The sequence below is a fragment of the Streptomyces sp. NPDC092952 genome (genome assembly GCF_044754785.1).
Lineage (GTDB): Bacteria > Actinomycetota > Actinomycetes > Streptomycetales > Streptomycetaceae > Streptomyces.
In genome coordinates this window covers 623,143-637,566 of the sequence record NZ_JBIVPT010000001.1, presented here as the reverse complement: position 1 = coordinate 637,566, position 14,424 = coordinate 623,143, and the positions used below count along the sequence as shown (strand labels likewise).

Annotated in this window: 18 protein-coding genes and 4 tRNA genes; 14 read left to right on the top strand and 8 right to left on the bottom strand. The window is 71.5% G+C overall.

Translation table 11 applies throughout. From position 1 onward, the window contains the following. The first annotated feature begins 46 nt into the window (after positions 1 to 46). Together ACIQGQ_RS02940 and htpX are read left to right on the top strand one after the other, a co-directional pair. Complete coding sequence (locus tag ACIQGQ_RS02940) at positions 47 to 508, top strand: MscL family protein (protein WP_366294760.1); 462 nt, start codon at positions 47 to 49, stop codon at positions 506 to 508. A 179-nt stretch (positions 509 to 687) separates the two neighbouring features. After that, a complete protein-coding gene (htpX, locus tag ACIQGQ_RS02935) occupies positions 688 to 1,551 on the top strand; it encodes a zinc metalloprotease HtpX (protein WP_366294759.1) in 864 nt (287 codons plus the stop codon). A 20-nt stretch (positions 1,552 to 1,571) separates the two neighbouring features. Here the strand turns inward: htpX and ACIQGQ_RS02930 are convergent, their stop codons facing one another. Continuing rightward, the gene (locus ACIQGQ_RS02930; protein ID WP_352276091.1) at positions 1,572 to 1,973 is read right to left on the bottom strand and encodes a YccF domain-containing protein; all 402 of its coding nucleotides are present in this window, start codon (positions 1,971 to 1,973) and stop codon (positions 1,572 to 1,574) included. Between the two features lie 251 nt (positions 1,974 to 2,224). Here ACIQGQ_RS02930 and ACIQGQ_RS02925 point away from each other — a divergent pair, with 251 nt between their 5' ends. Continuing rightward, complete coding sequence (locus ACIQGQ_RS02925; protein ID WP_389871019.1) at positions 2,225 to 2,497, top strand: GlsB/YeaQ/YmgE family stress response membrane protein; 273 nt, start codon at positions 2,225 to 2,227, stop codon at positions 2,495 to 2,497. Here ACIQGQ_RS02925 and ACIQGQ_RS02920 read toward each other — a convergent pair. The 3 genes from ACIQGQ_RS02920 to ACIQGQ_RS02910 form a co-directional block, all read right to left on the bottom strand. Beyond that, entirely contained in the window at positions 2,458 to 3,162 is a 705-nt protein-coding gene (locus tag ACIQGQ_RS02920) for an alpha-ketoglutarate-dependent dioxygenase AlkB family protein (protein ID WP_402389812.1), read from the bottom strand. The two genes, ACIQGQ_RS02925 and ACIQGQ_RS02920, sit on opposite strands and share 40 nt — an antisense overlap. Position 3,163: 1 nt before the next feature. Next, positions 3,164 to 3,664 carry a methylated-DNA--[protein]-cysteine S-methyltransferase gene (locus ACIQGQ_RS02915; RefSeq protein ID WP_402389809.1) on the bottom strand — a complete coding sequence of 167 codons (501 nt, stop codon included), beginning with the start codon at positions 3,662 to 3,664 and terminating at the stop codon, positions 3,164 to 3,166. A gap of 219 nt (positions 3,665 to 3,883) precedes the next feature. Next, positions 3,884 to 4,372, bottom strand: coding sequence for a YajQ family cyclic di-GMP-binding protein (locus ACIQGQ_RS02910; protein ID WP_402389807.1), 489 nt, complete (start codon positions 4,370 to 4,372; stop codon positions 3,884 to 3,886). 431 nt (positions 4,373 to 4,803) lie between these two features. Here ACIQGQ_RS02910 and ACIQGQ_RS02905 point away from each other — a divergent pair. Together ACIQGQ_RS02905 and ACIQGQ_RS02900 are read left to right on the top strand one after the other, a co-directional pair. Beyond that, positions 4,804 to 4,885: transfer RNA gene (locus ACIQGQ_RS02905), tRNA-Tyr, on the top strand. A 63-nt stretch (positions 4,886 to 4,948) separates the two neighbouring features. Beyond that, entirely contained in the window at positions 4,949 to 5,398 is a 450-nt protein-coding gene (locus ACIQGQ_RS02900; protein WP_366294748.1) for a DUF523 domain-containing protein, read from the top strand. A 12-nt stretch (positions 5,399 to 5,410) separates the two neighbouring features. Here ACIQGQ_RS02900 and ACIQGQ_RS02895 read toward each other — a convergent pair whose 3' ends face one another. Beyond that, positions 5,411 to 6,067 (bottom strand): SDR family oxidoreductase, encoded by a 657-nt coding sequence (locus tag ACIQGQ_RS02895; RefSeq protein ID WP_352276100.1) that lies wholly within the window; start codon positions 6,065 to 6,067, stop codon positions 5,411 to 5,413. 34 nt (positions 6,068 to 6,101) lie between these two features. Further along, positions 6,102 to 7,391 carry an amidohydrolase family protein gene (locus ACIQGQ_RS02890; protein ID WP_402389803.1) on the bottom strand — a complete coding sequence of 430 codons (1,290 nt, stop codon included), beginning with the start codon at positions 7,389 to 7,391 and terminating at the stop codon, positions 6,102 to 6,104. A gap of 398 nt (positions 7,392 to 7,789) precedes the next feature. On the opposite strand from ACIQGQ_RS02890, the gene ACIQGQ_RS02885 reads away from it, so the two are divergent. The 6 genes from ACIQGQ_RS02885 to ACIQGQ_RS02860 all read left to right on the top strand — a co-directional run bounded on the left by ACIQGQ_RS02885 (position 7,790) and on the right by ACIQGQ_RS02860 (position 10,386). Further along, a tRNA-Thr gene (locus ACIQGQ_RS02885) sits at positions 7,790 to 7,862 on the top strand. A 46-nt stretch (positions 7,863 to 7,908) separates the two neighbouring features. Further along, positions 7,909 to 7,981, top strand: a tRNA-Met gene (locus ACIQGQ_RS02880). 88 nt (positions 7,982 to 8,069) lie between these two features. Next, complete coding sequence (gene rpmG / locus ACIQGQ_RS02875; RefSeq protein ID WP_003956487.1) at positions 8,070 to 8,234, top strand: 50S ribosomal protein L33; 165 nt, start codon at positions 8,070 to 8,072, stop codon at positions 8,232 to 8,234. A gap of 108 nt (positions 8,235 to 8,342) precedes the next feature. Beyond that, positions 8,343 to 8,795, top strand: a complete 453-nt coding sequence (locus ACIQGQ_RS02870; protein WP_352276103.1) for a MaoC family dehydratase N-terminal domain-containing protein — start codon at positions 8,343 to 8,345, stop codon at positions 8,793 to 8,795. Continuing rightward, the gene (locus ACIQGQ_RS02865; RefSeq protein WP_402389801.1) at positions 8,795 to 9,223 is read left to right on the top strand and encodes a MaoC family dehydratase; all 429 of its coding nucleotides are present in this window, start codon (positions 8,795 to 8,797) and stop codon (positions 9,221 to 9,223) included. The genes ACIQGQ_RS02870 and ACIQGQ_RS02865 overlap by 1 nt, the downstream gene beginning before the upstream one ends. 107 nt (positions 9,224 to 9,330) lie before the next feature. Continuing rightward, on the top strand, positions 9,331 to 10,386 hold the full coding sequence (locus ACIQGQ_RS02860; protein WP_366294739.1) for a UDP-N-acetylmuramate dehydrogenase: 1,056 nt from the start codon (positions 9,331 to 9,333) through the stop codon (positions 10,384 to 10,386). Positions 10,387 to 10,411: 25 nt separating this feature from the next. Here the strand turns inward: ACIQGQ_RS02860 and ACIQGQ_RS02855 are convergent, their stop codons facing one another. Together ACIQGQ_RS02855 and ACIQGQ_RS02850 are read right to left on the bottom strand one after the other, a co-directional pair. Further along, positions 10,412 to 11,434, bottom strand: coding sequence for an adenosine deaminase (locus tag ACIQGQ_RS02855; protein WP_402389798.1), 1,023 nt, complete (start codon positions 11,432 to 11,434; stop codon positions 10,412 to 10,414). 123 nt (positions 11,435 to 11,557) lie between these two features. Continuing rightward, positions 11,558 to 12,784 (bottom strand): pyridoxal phosphate-dependent aminotransferase, encoded by a 1,227-nt coding sequence (locus ACIQGQ_RS02850; RefSeq protein ID WP_402389795.1) that lies wholly within the window; start codon positions 12,782 to 12,784, stop codon positions 11,558 to 11,560. 225 nt (positions 12,785 to 13,009) lie between these two features. On the opposite strand from ACIQGQ_RS02850, the gene ACIQGQ_RS02845 reads away from it, so the two are divergent. The 3 genes from ACIQGQ_RS02845 (at position 13,010) to nusG (ending at position 14,410) form a co-directional block, all read left to right on the top strand. Next, a tRNA-Trp gene (locus ACIQGQ_RS02845) sits at positions 13,010 to 13,082 on the top strand. A gap of 106 nt (positions 13,083 to 13,188) precedes the next feature. Beyond that, positions 13,189 to 13,476, top strand: a complete 288-nt coding sequence (gene secE, locus ACIQGQ_RS02840) for a preprotein translocase subunit SecE (RefSeq protein ID WP_366294730.1) — start codon at positions 13,189 to 13,191, stop codon at positions 13,474 to 13,476. Positions 13,477 to 13,549: 73 nt separating this feature from the next. Next, a complete protein-coding gene (gene nusG / locus ACIQGQ_RS02835; RefSeq protein ID WP_402389792.1) occupies positions 13,550 to 14,410 on the top strand; it encodes a transcription termination/antitermination protein NusG in 861 nt (286 codons plus the stop codon). The last annotated feature ends 14 nt before the right edge of the window (positions 14,411 to 14,424 follow it).

Genomic DNA, 14,424 nt, shown 5'->3' with positions numbered 1-14,424 from the left:
GCCCGCACATCCCCCCACACGGACACATTCCCAGAGGAGCAGAGCGGTGCTGAACGGGTTCAAGGACTTCATCCTGCGCGGAAACATCATCTCCATGGCCATCGGTCTGGCCGTCGGAGCCGCGTTCACCGCGGTCGTCACCGGGTTCAGCACGGCCTTCATCACCCCGCTGATCGGCCTCGCCACCGGATCCGTCGGCGACTTCAGCTCGGCCCAGTTCACGGTCGAGGGCGCCATCTTCCCGTACGGGAAGTTCCTCGCCGCCGCCATCGCGTTCATGATCACCGCCGCCGTCCTCTACTTCGGCGTCGTCGTGCCCATGGCGAAGGTCCAGGCCCGGTTCGCCAAGGCGGAGAAGGTCGACATCAAGGCCGCCGTCCGCGACTGCCCCCGCTGCTACACCGAGATCCCGGCCATCGCCTCCCGCTGCGCCCACTGCACCAGCGAGATCAAGCCGGACCCCGCGGCCCTGGAGACCGCCGGACTCCCGGTGCCCGCCCAGCGCTGACCCGTACGGCCCAGTGCCCGCTCCGGCCCGCAAGGGCCGGACAGGCCCTGCCCGGCGGCGGTACGGCCCCGGGGAACTCGCTCCTCCCGCCTGGCGTTGACCCGTACGGGAGGCTCCACTGGGGTAGTGGAGACCACCAAGCAAAGGGTTCCCCTGCCGCACCACTTGGAGGGCGTACCGTGCACCGCCGGCACAACGGGCTGAGAACCGCCGTACTCCTCGGGGGCCTGTCCGCCCTCATCATCGTCATCGGAAGCTTCTTCGGCCGTACGGGCCTGATCGTCGCGGTCCTCGTGGCCCTCGGCACCAACGCCTACGCGTACTGGAACAGCGACAAGCTGGCGCTGAGGGCGATGCGGGCCCGCCCGGTCAGCGAGTTCGAGGCCCCGCAGCTGTACCGGATGGTCCGCGAGCTCTCCACGGCCGCCCGCCAGCCCATGCCCCGGCTCTACATCTCCCCGACGCAGGCCCCCAACGCCTTCGCCACCGGCCGCAACCCGCGCAACGCCGCCGTCTGCTGCACCGAGGGCATCCTCCAGATCCTGGACGAGCGCGAGCTGCGCGGCGTCCTGGGCCACGAGCTGAGCCATGTCTACAACCGCGACATCCTGATCTCGTCCATCGCCGGGGCGCTCGCCTCCGTCGTGATGTTCCTGGTCAACTTCGCGTGGCTGATCCCGGTGGGCCGGTCCGACAACGACGACGGCCCCGGTTTCCTCGGCATGCTGCTGATCATGATCCTCGGCCCGGTCGCGGCCTCCATCATCCAGCTCGCCGTCAGCCGCTCCCGCGAGTACGAGGCGGACGCCTCCGGAGCCCAGCTCACCGGCGACCCGCTGGCCCTGGCCAACGCGCTGCGCAAGCTCGAAGCCGGTACGAAGCAGCTGCCGCTGCCCCCGGAGCCCAGGATCGAGACCGCGAGCCACATGATGATCGCCAACCCGTTCCGCCCCGGCCAGGGCCTGTCCAAGCTGTTCTCCACGCACCCGCCCATGGCGGAGCGGATCGCCCGGCTGGAACGGATGGCGGGCCCCCGCGCCTGAAGGGCCCGCCGTCCGGCTGCTCAGCGGGCGCCGAACGCCTGGTCGCTGGGGACCACCTCGCGGCCCAGCGGCATCAGCGAGATCGGGATCAGCTTCAGGTTCGCCCAGCCGAAGGGGATGCCGATGATCGACACGAACAGCGGGATGCTGGTGAGCAGGTGCCCCAGCGCCAGCCACCACCCCGCGAAGACGAGCCAGATCACATTGCCGACGCAGGACGGCGCCCCCGCCTCCGGCCGTTCCACGGTCGTCCGCCCGAACGGCCACAGCACGTAACCGGCGATCCGCAGCGACGCGATGCCGAACGGGATGGTCACGATCAGCACGAAACAGATGAGTGCCGCGACGAGATAGCCGAGGGCCATCCAGAAGCCGCAGAACACCACCCAGATGATGTTCAGGATCAGCTGTATGGGCTTCATGTCGCTCGCCTTCCGGGGGTTGCCCGTAGTTGCTCCGATGGCCAGTATCGGCCCCGTCAGGGGACGGGGGTAACCGGAGCGGTCCGCGTAGGTGACCGATCCGGCACCGGCGCGTTCGCCGGAGCCGCCCCTCACCAAGAACGCGCGAACCGCACCGCACAGTTGCTCGCACGGGCCGGGGGACCGGGCAACCACGCCACCGTCACCGGCGTCCTGGATTCCAGGAACGAGTGATGGGTAGGTTCGCGCGCATGAGCATTATCGGATGGATCATTCTGGGCCTGGTGGCCGGTGTCATCGCCAAGGTCCTGCTGCCGGGGCGTGACCCGGGCGGCCTGGTCGGCACCACCCTGATCGGAATCGTCGGCGCCTTCCTCGGCGGCTGGATATCGTCGCGCTTCCTCGACCGCCCCATCGACAACGACTTCTTCGACATGGCCACCTGGATCGCCGCCATCGGCGGCTCCCTGGTGCTGCTGATCCTCTACCGGCTGCTGTTCGGGAACTCCCGCGAACGCCGCTGACGCCCGGTGCCGGCCAGTCCGGTCTCGCGAAGGGTGATGTTGAGCCGGCCATGGCTCAGCCCCGTCGCGGGACCGGCCGTCCCCGGCCGCACCTTCGGCACCCCGTGGAAGGCGTAACGGGACGGCCCGCCGAAGACGAACAGGTCGCCCGAGGCCAACTCCACGTCCGTGTACGGCTTTCCGCGGTTCTCCGGGTTGCCGAAGCGGAAGACGCAGCTGTCGCCGATGCTGAGCGACACCACCGGGGCGTCCGAGCGCTCCTCCTTGTCCTGGTGCATGCCCATACGGGCCGCCCCGTCGTAGAAGTTGACGAGCGCCGCGTCCGGTGCGTACGCCGCCGCCGGGCCCTCCTCCCCGTACGCCGCGGTCACCGCCGCACGCCCCAACTCCACGAGCCAGTCGGGGAATTCGACCACCCGGGCCCCGTTCACGTCGTCGGCCGTACGTGTGTACCGGTGCGGCTGCCAGTGCCACCCCACGCAGACCGTCCGCACCGACATCACCCCGCCGCCCGGCAGCACCGTGTGCCGCAGCGGCACGGGCCCGCGCGCCCACTCCCGGCAGGCCGCCACCAGCTCCCGTTGCCGTTCGACCGGAAGCCACTCCGGCACGTGCACCGCGCCCGGCGCGACCACGGCCCGGGGGCGGGGGAAGAGCCCGGTCACCTCAGCGCACCGCCCCGGCACCTTCCAGCCCCAGCAGCAACTCCTTGCGCTCCAGGCCGCCCGCGTACCCCCGCAGCGACCCGTCGGCACCGATCACCCGGTGGCACGGCCGCACGACCAGCAGCGGATTGCGCCCGACGGCCGTCCCCACGGCCCGCACCCCGGCCCCCGAGGAGCCGACCCGCTCCGCTATCTGCCCGTACGAGACGGTCTCCCCGTACGGCACGGTGTCCAGCGCGGCCCACACCCGCCGCTGGAAGTCGGTGCCGACGCCCTCCGCGTACGTGAGGTCGAAGCGGGTCAGCCGGCCCGCGAAGTACTCGCGCAGCTGGGCGGCGACCGGCTCGAAGGCCGCCTGCGCGCGCACCCAGCCCTCCTCGACCACCGCGCCGCCCTTCTGGCCGGGCAGCGAGAGCGAGGCGAGTGCCACCCCGTCGCCGGTCCCCTCGCCGACCAGCAGCAGTTCGCCCAGCAGGCTGTCGACCGTCGCGTACATGGCCATGGCTCGTACCCTTCTCGCGCGTCCTGCCGGATTCAGGGGGAAACCGTCACCCGATGCGGACAAGTCTGCGTCCCCCGTGCCGACCGAACCGGCGGTTTTCGGACGTCGATCCCCGCGCGGTCCGCCCGGCTCGCGCCCCGCCGCCCACGCGGACGCGACGGGGCCCGTCGCCGGAGTCCTCCCCGGCGACGGGCCCCCGCCGCACCCTGTCCGGTCAGCTCACCGGTAGTTCACGTACTGCAGCGCGAAGTCGAAGTCCTGGCCCTTGAGCAGCGCCTGCACGGCCTGGAGGTCGTCCCGGCTCTTCGAGCTGACCCGCAGCTCGTCGCCCTGGACCTGCGCCTTGACGCCCTTCGGGCCCTCGTCGCGGATGATCTTCGCCACCTTCTTGGCGTTCTCCTGGGAGATGCCCTCCTCGATCGTGGCGGAGATCTTGTACTCCTTGCCGGACAGCTGCGGCTCGCCCGCGTCCAGCGACTTCAGCGAGATGCCGCGCTTGATCAGCTTGGACTGGAAGATGTCGAGGATCGCCTTGACCCGCTCCTCGCCGTTCGCCGCCATCAGGATCTTCTCGCCGGACCAGGCGATCGAGGCGTCGGTGCCCTTGAAGTCGTAACGCTGCGAGATCTCCTTGGCGGCCTGGTTGAGGGCGTTGTCGACCTCCTGCCGCTCGACCTTCGAGACGATGTCGAAACTGGAGTCGGCCATGACGTGTGGCTCCTTGGATCGGGGTACCGGGAATCGGGACGCGTCGGAATGCGCACGGCGCCGTGCGCGCGTACGAGCGGCGGCGGACCCACCGGTCCCGCGCGCCGCGGTCAAAGCCTAAGGGCTGTCCCGTCCTCCCCGGCGGGCGCGCGACGGCAGCCACGGCACCTCGCCGCGTTGTCGGAACATCCGAATACATGCAGGACGCGGACGCCCCTCCGCCTTGCGATGCACCGCATCCGACGCCGCGCGCCGATCCGCCGGGGATGACGGGACAGCCCTCGGCCACCCCCGCGCGGTGGGGGCGCTGGCAGATCCGCCGACCAAGCCACTGATCAACCGGGTGGCGAAGCACCCCTGGGCATCGGGTATCGTTTACGTCGTTGCCAGAGAGCACCGCCGAAAAGCGGGAATCAGAGGCAGCGAATCCCGGCGGTGTGCCCGAGTGGCCAAAGGGAGCAGACTGTAAATCTGCCGGCTCAGCCTACCCAGGTTCGAACCCTGGCGCCGCCACATCGAAAGGCCCCTGTCTCACGACAGGGGTCTTCTTTGTTTCTGCTGCGAAGGGCCGTGACGATGGAATCCGTACTGGTCAGCGCCTGTCTGCGCGGAGTGCCCTGCCGGTTCGACGGCCGGGCCAAGGACTCCGGCGCGGTGGCCGAGGAGCTCGGCGACCGCCGCCCGGTCTCCTTCTGCCCCGAGGTCTCCGCCGGACTTCCCACCCCGCGCCGCCCCGCCGAGATCGTCGGCGGCGACGGCCACGACGTGCTCGACGGCCGGGCCCGCGTCGTCGACGACACCGGCCACGACGTGACGGCGGAGTTCGTGGACGGCGCACAACGGGCGCTGGCGGCCGCGCGGCGGGCCGGGTGCACCGAGGCACTCCTGATGGACCGCAGCCCCTCCTGCGGGCGCGGAGCGGTCTACGACGGCACGTTCACCGGCACGCTCCGCCCGGGTGACGGCGTGACCGCCGCGCTGCTGGAGCGCCATGGCATCGCCGTACGCCCCGCGCCGCGCGGCTGACGCCCCGCCGGCTCAGTTCCCGGCGACGTCCTTCACCGCGACCGACACCGGCACGTTCCCCGCGATCAGCTCCAGCGTCAGCCCCGCCGTCGCCGGGGTGTCCAGCAGCTCCAGCAGCGCCACCGCCACGTCGTCGCGCGGCACCGGGCCCCGGCCGGTCGACGCGGCCAGCAGGACCGTCCCCTTGCCGGCGTCGTTGGTGAGCATGCCGGGGCGCAGGATCGTCCAGTCGAGCGCCGTACGGGAGCGCACGTCCGCGTCCGCCGCGCCCTTGGCCCGCAGGTAGGCGTCGAAGACCTCGTCGCCCGGATGGTCGGGGTCGGCGCCCATCGACGAGACCACGACGTAGCGCCGCACGCCCGCCCGCTCGGCCGCGTCGGCGAACAGCACCGCCGCCCCGCGGTCCACCGTCTCCTTGCGTGCCGCGCCGCTGTCCGGGCCCGCCCCGGCGGCGAAGACCGCCGCGTCGGCCCCGTCCAGCACCCGCGCCACCTCCTCCACGGAGGCCGATTCGAGATCCAGGACGACCGGCTCGGCGCCCACCGCCCGGAGGTCCTCGGCCTGGGCCGGATTGCGGATGACGCCCACGGCTTCGTCCCCGCGCGCGGCGAGCAGTCGCTCCAGCCGCAGCGCGATTTGACCATGTCCACCTGCGATGACGATGCGCATGGTCACGACGGTACGCCGGGACGGGCCGCCGCGCTCAGGGCCCGCCGGAGGGACCGTGGTCGGATCGTCCCTGGCGGGGCAGGCCGAGGCCCACGACGGTCTCGGAGTCGCAGTACTCGCGCACCGCGCTGGTCCGCGCCACCACCCGGCCCCGGTGCACCACGATCCGGCTGTACGCGAGCGAGAGGGCGCCCGGCAGCCCCTCCCCGCGCACCGCGAGCAGCTCGGCGGGGAACCCCGCCTCGACCCGTACGCCGGGCAGCCCCATCACCTCCCGGGCCACCGAGGACACCGCCCCGTACGCCTCCTCGGGCGGTAATCCGTGCTGCGAGGCCAGCAGGTAGGCGGCCTCCAGGGGGTCGCCCCGGCCCACCGGGTTCGCCACGTCCCGCAGCGCCCCGCTCCCCGCCGCGACCCGCACCCCGGCCGACCGCAGCAGCCGCACCGGCGCACTGCCCCGCCCCTCGGCCCCGCAGCAGCCGCCCTGGGGGAGGCAGATCACCGTCACCCCGGCCGCGGCGAGCTGATCGGCGGCGCGCCCCGCGACCTGCGCGGGAAGCCGGGAGAGGCCCGCGCAGGGGCCCAGCGAGACGCCGGGGCGCAGCCCTCCCGCCATCGCGGCCAGCCGGGCGAGCCGGGCCGGGTCGGCGCCGTCCGTGTGCAGGTCGACGGGGCAGCCCTGCTCGGCGGCGACCTCCAGCACGGCCTCCGCGTACCCCGCCGGGTCCGGATCGAGGTCCGGGCAGCCGCCGACCGCGCCGGCCCCCATCTTCACCGCGTCGCGCAGCATCGCCAGGTTCCCGGCGCCCGCGACACCGGTGAGCAGCCGGGGCACGGCGACCGGGGTCAGCTCGGCCAGCCCGCGCAGCGAGCGGCCGGCCTGCAGCACGGCTTCGAGCGCGGTCAGGCCCTGGACGTCGCCGATCCGGACGTGCGAGCGCAGCGCGGTGGCGCCGTGGCCGAGCTGGAGCAGGGCGGCCTCGGTGGCGCGGCGGCGGATGTCCTCCGGACGGTCCGGGGCCGGTCCCGGGAGGCCGGGGCCCGCGCCGTCGGCGGTGAGCGCGGTGTCGCTGTGGGCGTGCGGCTCGGCGGGGGCGGGGAGCAGCAGATAGCCCCGCAGGTCGAGCCGGGGGCCGGAGGCGGTGAGGCTGTCCGCCGTGCCGACGGCCTCGATGCGGCCGCCGCCGAGCCGTACGTCCACGACGCGGCCGTCGGTGAGACGGGCGCCGCAGAGCACCGGGCCGGTCCCGGCCGGGGAGGCGCCGCGGGAGGCGCCGGACGCGTCGGCCCGGTCGTCCGGCTGCCGCGGCTGGCTGTCGGGCATCGTGCTCCAGGTAGCAGGCGATCGAAGGTGGGCGAGGGGGCGGGCGGAAGGAGAGAGGGCAAAGGGGGAGGGAGCGGGGGAAGCGAGGGAAGAGGGGCAAGATCACGCAGAGTGGGACGAGCCTAGGGGCGTGTCCGGCGCGGTTCGGGGAGGAGCGGAATAGTCGTACCGGTGCGGCCCGACGGGACGCGCGGGGCGGAAACGCGTCGGTGCGGTGCCGGTGGCCGGGACGGGGGAAGCCCTGCTCAGAGGGGCGGCAGGGGCTCCCGGGGCGTGCGGTGCGGGGCCGGAAGGCCCGCGTGGCACGGGATCGGCGGTGCGTGCGCCCGGGCCGCCGGAGGGGGTCCGGAATCGGATTTGGGCGATCGGCGACGGACCGTGTAATGTCTTCCTCGCTCGCCCCAATAGCTCAGTCGGTAGAGCGTCTCCATGGTAAGGAGAAGGTCTGCGGTTCGATTCCGCATTGGGGCTCTGGTGATCGAGATCCCCCGCTTCGGCGGGGGAGATCAGTCATCAAAGCGGTGTAGCTCAGTCGGTAGAGCAAGCGGCTCATAATCGCTGTGTCACCGGTTCAAGTCCGGTCACCGCTACACACGGTAGCCGATTGCGGGGTCGGTCCTTCGATCGGCTACTCTTCTTTGCGTTCATCCGTCCATCCGTCCGTCAAGGAGCACTCACGTGGCTGCCACCGACGTCCGCCCGAAGATCACGCTGGCCTGCGTGGAGTGCAAGGAGCGGAATTACATCACCAAGAAGAACCGGCGTAACAACCCGGACCGTCTTGAGATGAAGAAGCACTGCCCGCGCTGCAACTCGCACACGGCGCACCGCGAAACGCGCTGAATCAGGCTCGTACACGAGGCCGTCCCCTTTGGGGGGCGGCCTCGTGTCGTTGTATGAAGGCTGTTCTGTCTTTGGCCTGTTCAACTTTCACCAGGAGGTAGCGAGCCCATGGCGCTCGACCAGTCCTTCGTGGGGCGGACCTATCCGCCCACCCCGCCGTACGAGGTCGGCCGGGAGAAGATCCGCGAATTCGCCGAGGCGGTGGGCGACGCGAATCCGGCGTACGTCGACCCCGAGGCGGCCAAGGCGCTCGGGCACAGCGATGTGATCGCCCCGCCGACCTTCGTGTTCTCCATCACCTTCAAGGCCGCCGGCCAGGTCATCCACGACCCGCAGCTGGGCCTGGACTACAACCGGGTGGTGCACGGCGACCAGAAGTTCAGCTACGTACGCCCCGTGCGGGCGGGGGACCGGCTGACCGTCACCTCGACGATCGAGTCCATCAAGTCCCTGGCGGGCAACGACATCCTGGACGTCCGGGGCGAGGTCCACGACGAATCGGGCGAGCACGTGGTGACCGCGTGGACGAAGCTGGTGGCGCGCGCCGCCGAGGAGGCGTGATGACGGCGAAGGTCGCCTACGAGTCGGTCGAGGTCGGTACGGAGCTCCCGGCGCAGTCCTTCCCGGTGAGCCGGGCGGCGCTGGTGCGGTACGCGGGTGCCTCCGGGGACTTCAACCCGATCCACTGGAACGAGAAGTTCGCCCGCGAGGTCGGGCTGCCGGACGTGATCGCGCACGGCATGTTCACCATGGCCGAGGCGATCCGGGTGGTCACGGACTGGGCCGGCGACCCGGGCGCGGTCGTCGAGTACGGGGTGCGGTTCACCAAGCCGGTCGTCGTGCCGAACGACGACGAGGGTGCCCTGGTCGAGGTCAGCGCCAAGGTGGCCGCCCTGCTGGACGACAAGCGGGTGCGGGTGGACCTCACGGCCATGAGCGCGGGCCAGAAGGTGCTGGGCATGTCCCGCGCCGTGGTGCGGCTCGCCTGAGACCGCGGCGTACGAGGCATGAGGGGCGCGGTCCGCGGGGCCGCGCCCCTCAGCTCTCCCCCGTGCCCCGCCCGAGCGGCGGGGACACGGACCGTACCCTTGTCCCCGTGCAGGAACTCCATGACGCGCCCCTCGCCCCGCTGACCACCTTCCGGCTGGGCGGCCCCGCCACCCGCCTCCTCACGGCCACGACCGACGACGAGGTGGTCGCCGCCGTCCGCGAGGCCGACCGGAACGGCACCCCGCTGCTCGTCATCGGCGGCGGCAGCAATCTGGTCATCGGCGACAAGGGCTTCGACGGCACCGCCCTGCGCATCGCCACCCGGGGCTTCGCCCTGCACGGCACGCGCCTGGAGCTCGCCGCCGGCGAGGTCTGGACGGACGCCGTCGCCCGCACCGTCGAGGCCGGGCTCGCGGGCATCGAGTGCCTGGCCGGAATCCCCGGCTCCGCGGGGGCCACGCCGATCCAGAACGTCGGCGCGTACGGCCAGGAGGTCTCCTCCACCATCACGGAGGTCGTCGCCTACGACCGCCGGGCCGGGGAAACGGTCACCATCCCGAACGCCGACTGCGCGTTCTCGTACCGGCACAGTCGTTTCAAGGCCGAACCCGACCGGTTCGTGGTGCTGCGGGTCCGTTTCGAGCTGGAGGACGCGGGCGGCCTCTCGGCGCCGCTGAAGTATCCGGAGACGGCCCGGGCGATGGGTGTCGAGCAGGGCGAGCGGGTGCCCGCGGCCGCCGCCCGCGAGACGGTGCTCGGGCTCCGCGCGGGCAAGGGCATGGTCCTCGACCCGCAGGACCACGACACCTGGTCGGCGGGTTCCTTCTTCACCAACCCGATCCTCGACGAGGCGGCGTACGGGGCCTTCCGCGCCCGGGTCGCCGACCGGCTCGGCCCCGAGGTCGTGCCCCCCGCCTTCCCCGCCGCCGGGGGACACGTCAAGACCTCGGCGGCCTGGCTCATCGACCGGGCCGGCTTCACCAAGGGCTACGGCACCGGCCCGGCGCGCATCTCCACCAAGCACACCCTCGCCCTCACCAACCGGGGCGAGGCGAGCACCGAGGACCTCCTCGCACTGGCCCGCGAGGTCGTCGCCGGGGTCCACGAGGCGTTCGGCGTCACGCTCGTCAACGAACCGGTGACGGTCGGCGTGCGCCTGTAGGGCGCGTCCGGGAAGCCCCGCCGGATCAGGCGACGGGCTCCGCCAGCCAGGTGTCGACGCCCGCCAGCAGCTCCTCCCGCACCGAGGCCGGGGCGGCCGAGCCCCGGACCGACTGCCGGGCCAGCTCGGCCAGCTCCTCGTCCGTGAACGCGTGGTGGCGCCGGACGAGCTCGTACTGCGCCGCCAGCCGGGAGCCGAAGAGCAGCGGGTCGTCCGCGCCCAGGGCCATCGGCACCCCGGCGTCGAAGAGGGTGCGCAGCGGGACGTCGGCGGCCTTCTCGTACACGCCCAGCGCCACGTTCGACGCGGGGCAGACCTCGCAGGTCACCTGGCGCTCCGCGAGCCTGCGCAGCAGCCGGGGGTCCTCGGCGGCCCGCACCCCGTGCCCGATCCGGGCCGCGTCGAGGTCGTCCAGGCAGTCCCGCACGCTGGCCGGGCCCGACAGCTCTCCGCCGTGCGGCGCGGCCAGCAGACCGCCCTCACGGGCGATGGCGAAGGCCCGGTCGAAGTCCCGGGCCATTCCGCGCCGCTCGTCGTTGGAGAGCCCGAAGCCGACCACGCCCCGGTCCGCGTACCGCACCGCGAGCCGGGCGAGCGTGCGGGCGTCCAGCGGGTGCTTCATCCGGTTCGCCGCGATCACCACCCGGATCGGCAGCCCGGTCTCCCGGGAGGCGCTGTCCACCGCGTCCAGGATGATCTCGATCGCCGGGATCAGCCCGCCGAGCAGCGGGGCGTACGAGGTGGGGTCGACCTGGATCTCCAGCCAGCCGGAGCCGTCCGCGACGTCCTCCTGGGCCGTCTCGCGGACCAGCCGCCGGATGTCCTCCGGCTCCCGCAGACAGGAGCGGGCGATGTCGTAGAGCCGCTGGAACCGGAACCAGCCGCGCTCGTCCGTGGCCCGCAGCTCGGGCGGCTCGCCGCTGGTCAGCGCGTCCGGGAGCCGGACGCCGTACTTGTCGGCGAGTTCGAGCAGGGTCGTTGGCCGCATCGACCCGGTGAAATGCAGGTGCAGGTGGGCCTTGGGCAACAGCCGTACATCGCGCTCCATCCCCGGATCCTGCCGTATGCGCGGGGTTCGGTGGTAGCCGGATCCCGAATCAGGGGTGAACCCCGAACAAATGAGCGACCCCCGGCCGGAACCGGGGGTCGCACCTACTCAAGCAGCAGGTGCTCAGGCCTTGGCCTCGGCGAGCAGCTTCTGGATCCGCGAGACACCCTCGACCAGGTCGTCGTCGCCCAGGGCGTACGACAGCCGGAGGTAGCCCGGCGTACCGAACGCCTCACCCGGGACGACCGCGACCTCGGCCTCGTCCAGGATGAGCGCCGCCAGCTCGACCGAGGTGGCCGGACGCCTGCCCCGGATCTCCTTGCCGAGCAGCTCCTTCACTGAGGGGTAGGCGTAGAACGCGCCCTCGGGCTCCGGGCAGAACACCCCGTCGATCTCGTTGAGCATCCGGACGATGGTCCGCCGGCGCCGGTCGAAGGCCGTACGCATCTCGGCGACCGCGTCCAGGCTCCCGGAGACGGCGGCCAGCGCGGCGACCTGGGCCACGTTGGAGACGTTGGACGTGGCGTGCGACTGGAGGTTGGTCGCGGCCTTGACCACGTCCTTCGGGCCGATGACCCAGCCCACCCGCCAGCCGGTCATCGCGTACGTCTTGGCGACACCGTTGACCACGATGCACCTGTCGCGCAGCTCGGGCACGATCGCGGGCAGCGAGGTGAACTTCGCGTCGCCGTAGACCAGGTGCTCGTAGATCTCGTCGGTCAGCACCCACAGGCCGTGCCCGGCGGCCCAGCGGCCGATCGCCTCGGCGTCGGCCTCGCTGTACACGGCGCCGGTCGGGTTCGACGGGGAGACGAACAGGACGACCTTGGTGCGCTCGGTGCGCGCCGCCTCCAGCTGCTCGACGGAGACCCGGTAGCCGGTCGTCTCGTCGGCCACGACCTCCACCGGCACGCCGCCGGCCAGCCGGATCGACTCCGGGTAGGTCGTCCAGTACGGAGCGGGGACGATGACCTCGTCGCCCGGGTCGAGGATCGCGGCGAACGCCTCGTAGATGGCCTGCTTGCCGCCGTTGGTCACCAGGATCTGGGAGGCGTCGACCTCGTAGCCCGAGTCGCGCAGCGTCTTCTCCGCGATGGCGGCCTTGAGCTCCGGGAGGCCCCCCGCCGGGGTGTAGCGGTGGTACTTCGGGGTGCGGCAGGCCTCGACCGCGGCGTCGACGATGTAGTCGGGCGTCGGGAAGTCGGGCTCGCCGGCACCGAAGCCGATCACCGGACGGCCGGCGGCCTTGAGGGCCTTGGCCTTGGCGTCGACGGCGAGGGTGGCGGACTCGGAGATGGCAGCGATACGGGCGGAGACCCGGCGCTCGGAGGGGGAGGTTGCAGCGCTCATGGCTCCCATGGTCCCAGACCTTGATCCCAGTCGGCGCAAGGGTTTCAGGGTCCGGACACCGCCCGGACAGCATGTGGACGGGATACGGCCAGGAGTTGTCGGAAGCTATCTGTTCGACGCGGGGCCGTTGAGCACGTACACTCACCTGTCGTTGGCCTTCACCAGCCGCACCGTTCCTGCATCGGAGTCATCCGGGAAGATGCGGTAGGTTGGTGGAAACCACAAAGGGTCGTAGCTCAATTGGTAGAGCACTGGTCTCCAAAACCAGCGGTTGGGGGTTCAAGTCCCTCCGGCCCTGCTACACACTCCTTCGCCAGGATGTGTGCGCATGTACGTACTTCAATGCACCGCCGTGCGGCTCCACCGGGCGCGGCACGGCCATGACCCGGAATCAGGTGAGAAGCGTGACGGACGCCGTGGGCTCCATCGACATGCCTGATGCCGAGGATGAAGTACCCGAGTCGAAGAAGAAGGCCCGGAAGGGCGGCAAGCGCGGGAAGAAGGGCCCTCTGGGTCGCCTCGCGCTGTTCTACCGCCAGATCATCGCCGAGCTGCGCAAGGTCGTCTGGCCCTCTCGCAGCCAGCTGACGACGTACACCACTGTGGTGATTGCTTTCGTCGTCGTCATGATCGGCCTGGTGACCGTGATTGACTTCGGATTCCAGCGGGTCATCAAGTACGTCTTCGGCTGATCCCGCGGAGGGCGCCTCATGGGCGCCCCTTTCGCATGTTCCACCCATTTGTATTCCAGGAAGAAGCAGCCACGTGTCTGACCCGAACCTGAACGACGCCGTCGAGCCGACGGCGGGCGCCTTCGAGTCCGCCGAGGACGAGCTCGACATCGTCGAGGCGGCGGACGCCGAGGACCCGGACCAGGCCGAAGCTGCCGACGCCGCCGCGGGTGAGCCCGCCGAGGAAGCCGCCCTGCACGCCGAAGAGGCCGAGGACGCCGACGAGGCGGAAGAGGCCGGGGACGCGGACGTGGAGGAGGCCGAGGAGGCCGCCCCCGTCGACGCCGTCACGGCGCTCCGTGAGGAGCTGCGCGGCCTGCCCGGTGAGTGGTACGTCATCCACACGTACGCCGGTTACGAGAAGCGCGTGAAGGCCAACCTGGAGCAGCGCGCCGTCTCGCTCAACGTCGAGGACTTCATCTACCAGGCCGAGGTGCCCGAGGAAGAGATCGTCCAGATCAAGAACGGTGAGCGCAAGAACGTCCGTCAGAACAAGCTCCCGGGCTACGTCCTGGTGCGCATGGACCTGACGAACGAGTCCTGGGGCGTCGTCCGCAACACCCCCGGTGTCACCGGCTTCGTGGGCAACGCCTACGACCCGTACCCGCTGACGCTGGACGAGATCGTCAAGATGCTCGCCCCGGAGGCCGAGGAGAAGGCCGCCCGCGAGGCCGCCGAGGCCGAGGGCAAGCCGGCTCCGGCCCGCAAGGTCGAGGTCCAGGTGCTCGACTTCGAGGTGGGCGACTCGGTCACCGTCACCGACGGCCCGTTCGCCACGCTCCAGGCGACGATCAACGAGATCAACGCCGACTCGAAGAAGGTCAAGGGCCTCGTCGAGATCTTCGGCCGCGAGACCCCGGTCGAGCTCAGCTTCGACCAGATCCAGAAGAACTAGGCCCTCTCTTGCCT

Bases quoted from the DNA above. Each gene is read 5' to 3' on its own strand.
- ACIQGQ_RS02930 (WP_352276091.1), bottom strand. From the start codon at position 1,973: ATGAAGCCCATACAGCTGATCCTGAACATCATCTGGGTGGTGTTCTGC.
- ACIQGQ_RS02925 (WP_389871019.1), top strand. From the start codon at position 2,225: ATGAGCATTATCGGATGGATCATTCTGGGCCTGGTGGCCGGTGTCATC.
- ACIQGQ_RS02915 (WP_402389809.1), bottom strand. From the start codon at position 3,664: ATGGCCATGTACGCGACGGTCGACAGCCTGCTGGGCGAACTGCTGCTG.
- ACIQGQ_RS02910 (WP_402389807.1), bottom strand. From the start codon at position 4,372: ATGGCCGACTCCAGTTTCGACATCGTCTCGAAGGTCGAGCGGCAGGAG.
- ACIQGQ_RS02900 (WP_366294748.1), top strand. From the start codon at position 4,949: ATGGAATCCGTACTGGTCAGCGCCTGTCTGCGCGGAGTGCCCTGCCGG.
- ACIQGQ_RS02895 (WP_352276100.1), bottom strand. From the start codon at position 6,067: ATGCGCATCGTCATCGCAGGTGGACATGGTCAAATCGCGCTGCGGCTG.
- ACIQGQ_RS02890 (WP_402389803.1), bottom strand. From the start codon at position 7,391: ATGCCCGACAGCCAGCCGCGGCAGCCGGACGACCGGGCCGACGCGTCC.
- ACIQGQ_RS02870 (WP_352276103.1), top strand. From the start codon at position 8,343: ATGGCGCTCGACCAGTCCTTCGTGGGGCGGACCTATCCGCCCACCCCG.
- ACIQGQ_RS02865 (WP_402389801.1), top strand. From the start codon at position 8,795: ATGACGGCGAAGGTCGCCTACGAGTCGGTCGAGGTCGGTACGGAGCTC.
- ACIQGQ_RS02855 (WP_402389798.1), bottom strand. From the start codon at position 11,434: ATGGAGCGCGATGTACGGCTGTTGCCCAAGGCCCACCTGCACCTGCAT.
- ACIQGQ_RS02850 (WP_402389795.1), bottom strand. From the start codon at position 12,784: ATGAGCGCTGCAACCTCCCCCTCCGAGCGCCGGGTCTCCGCCCGTATC.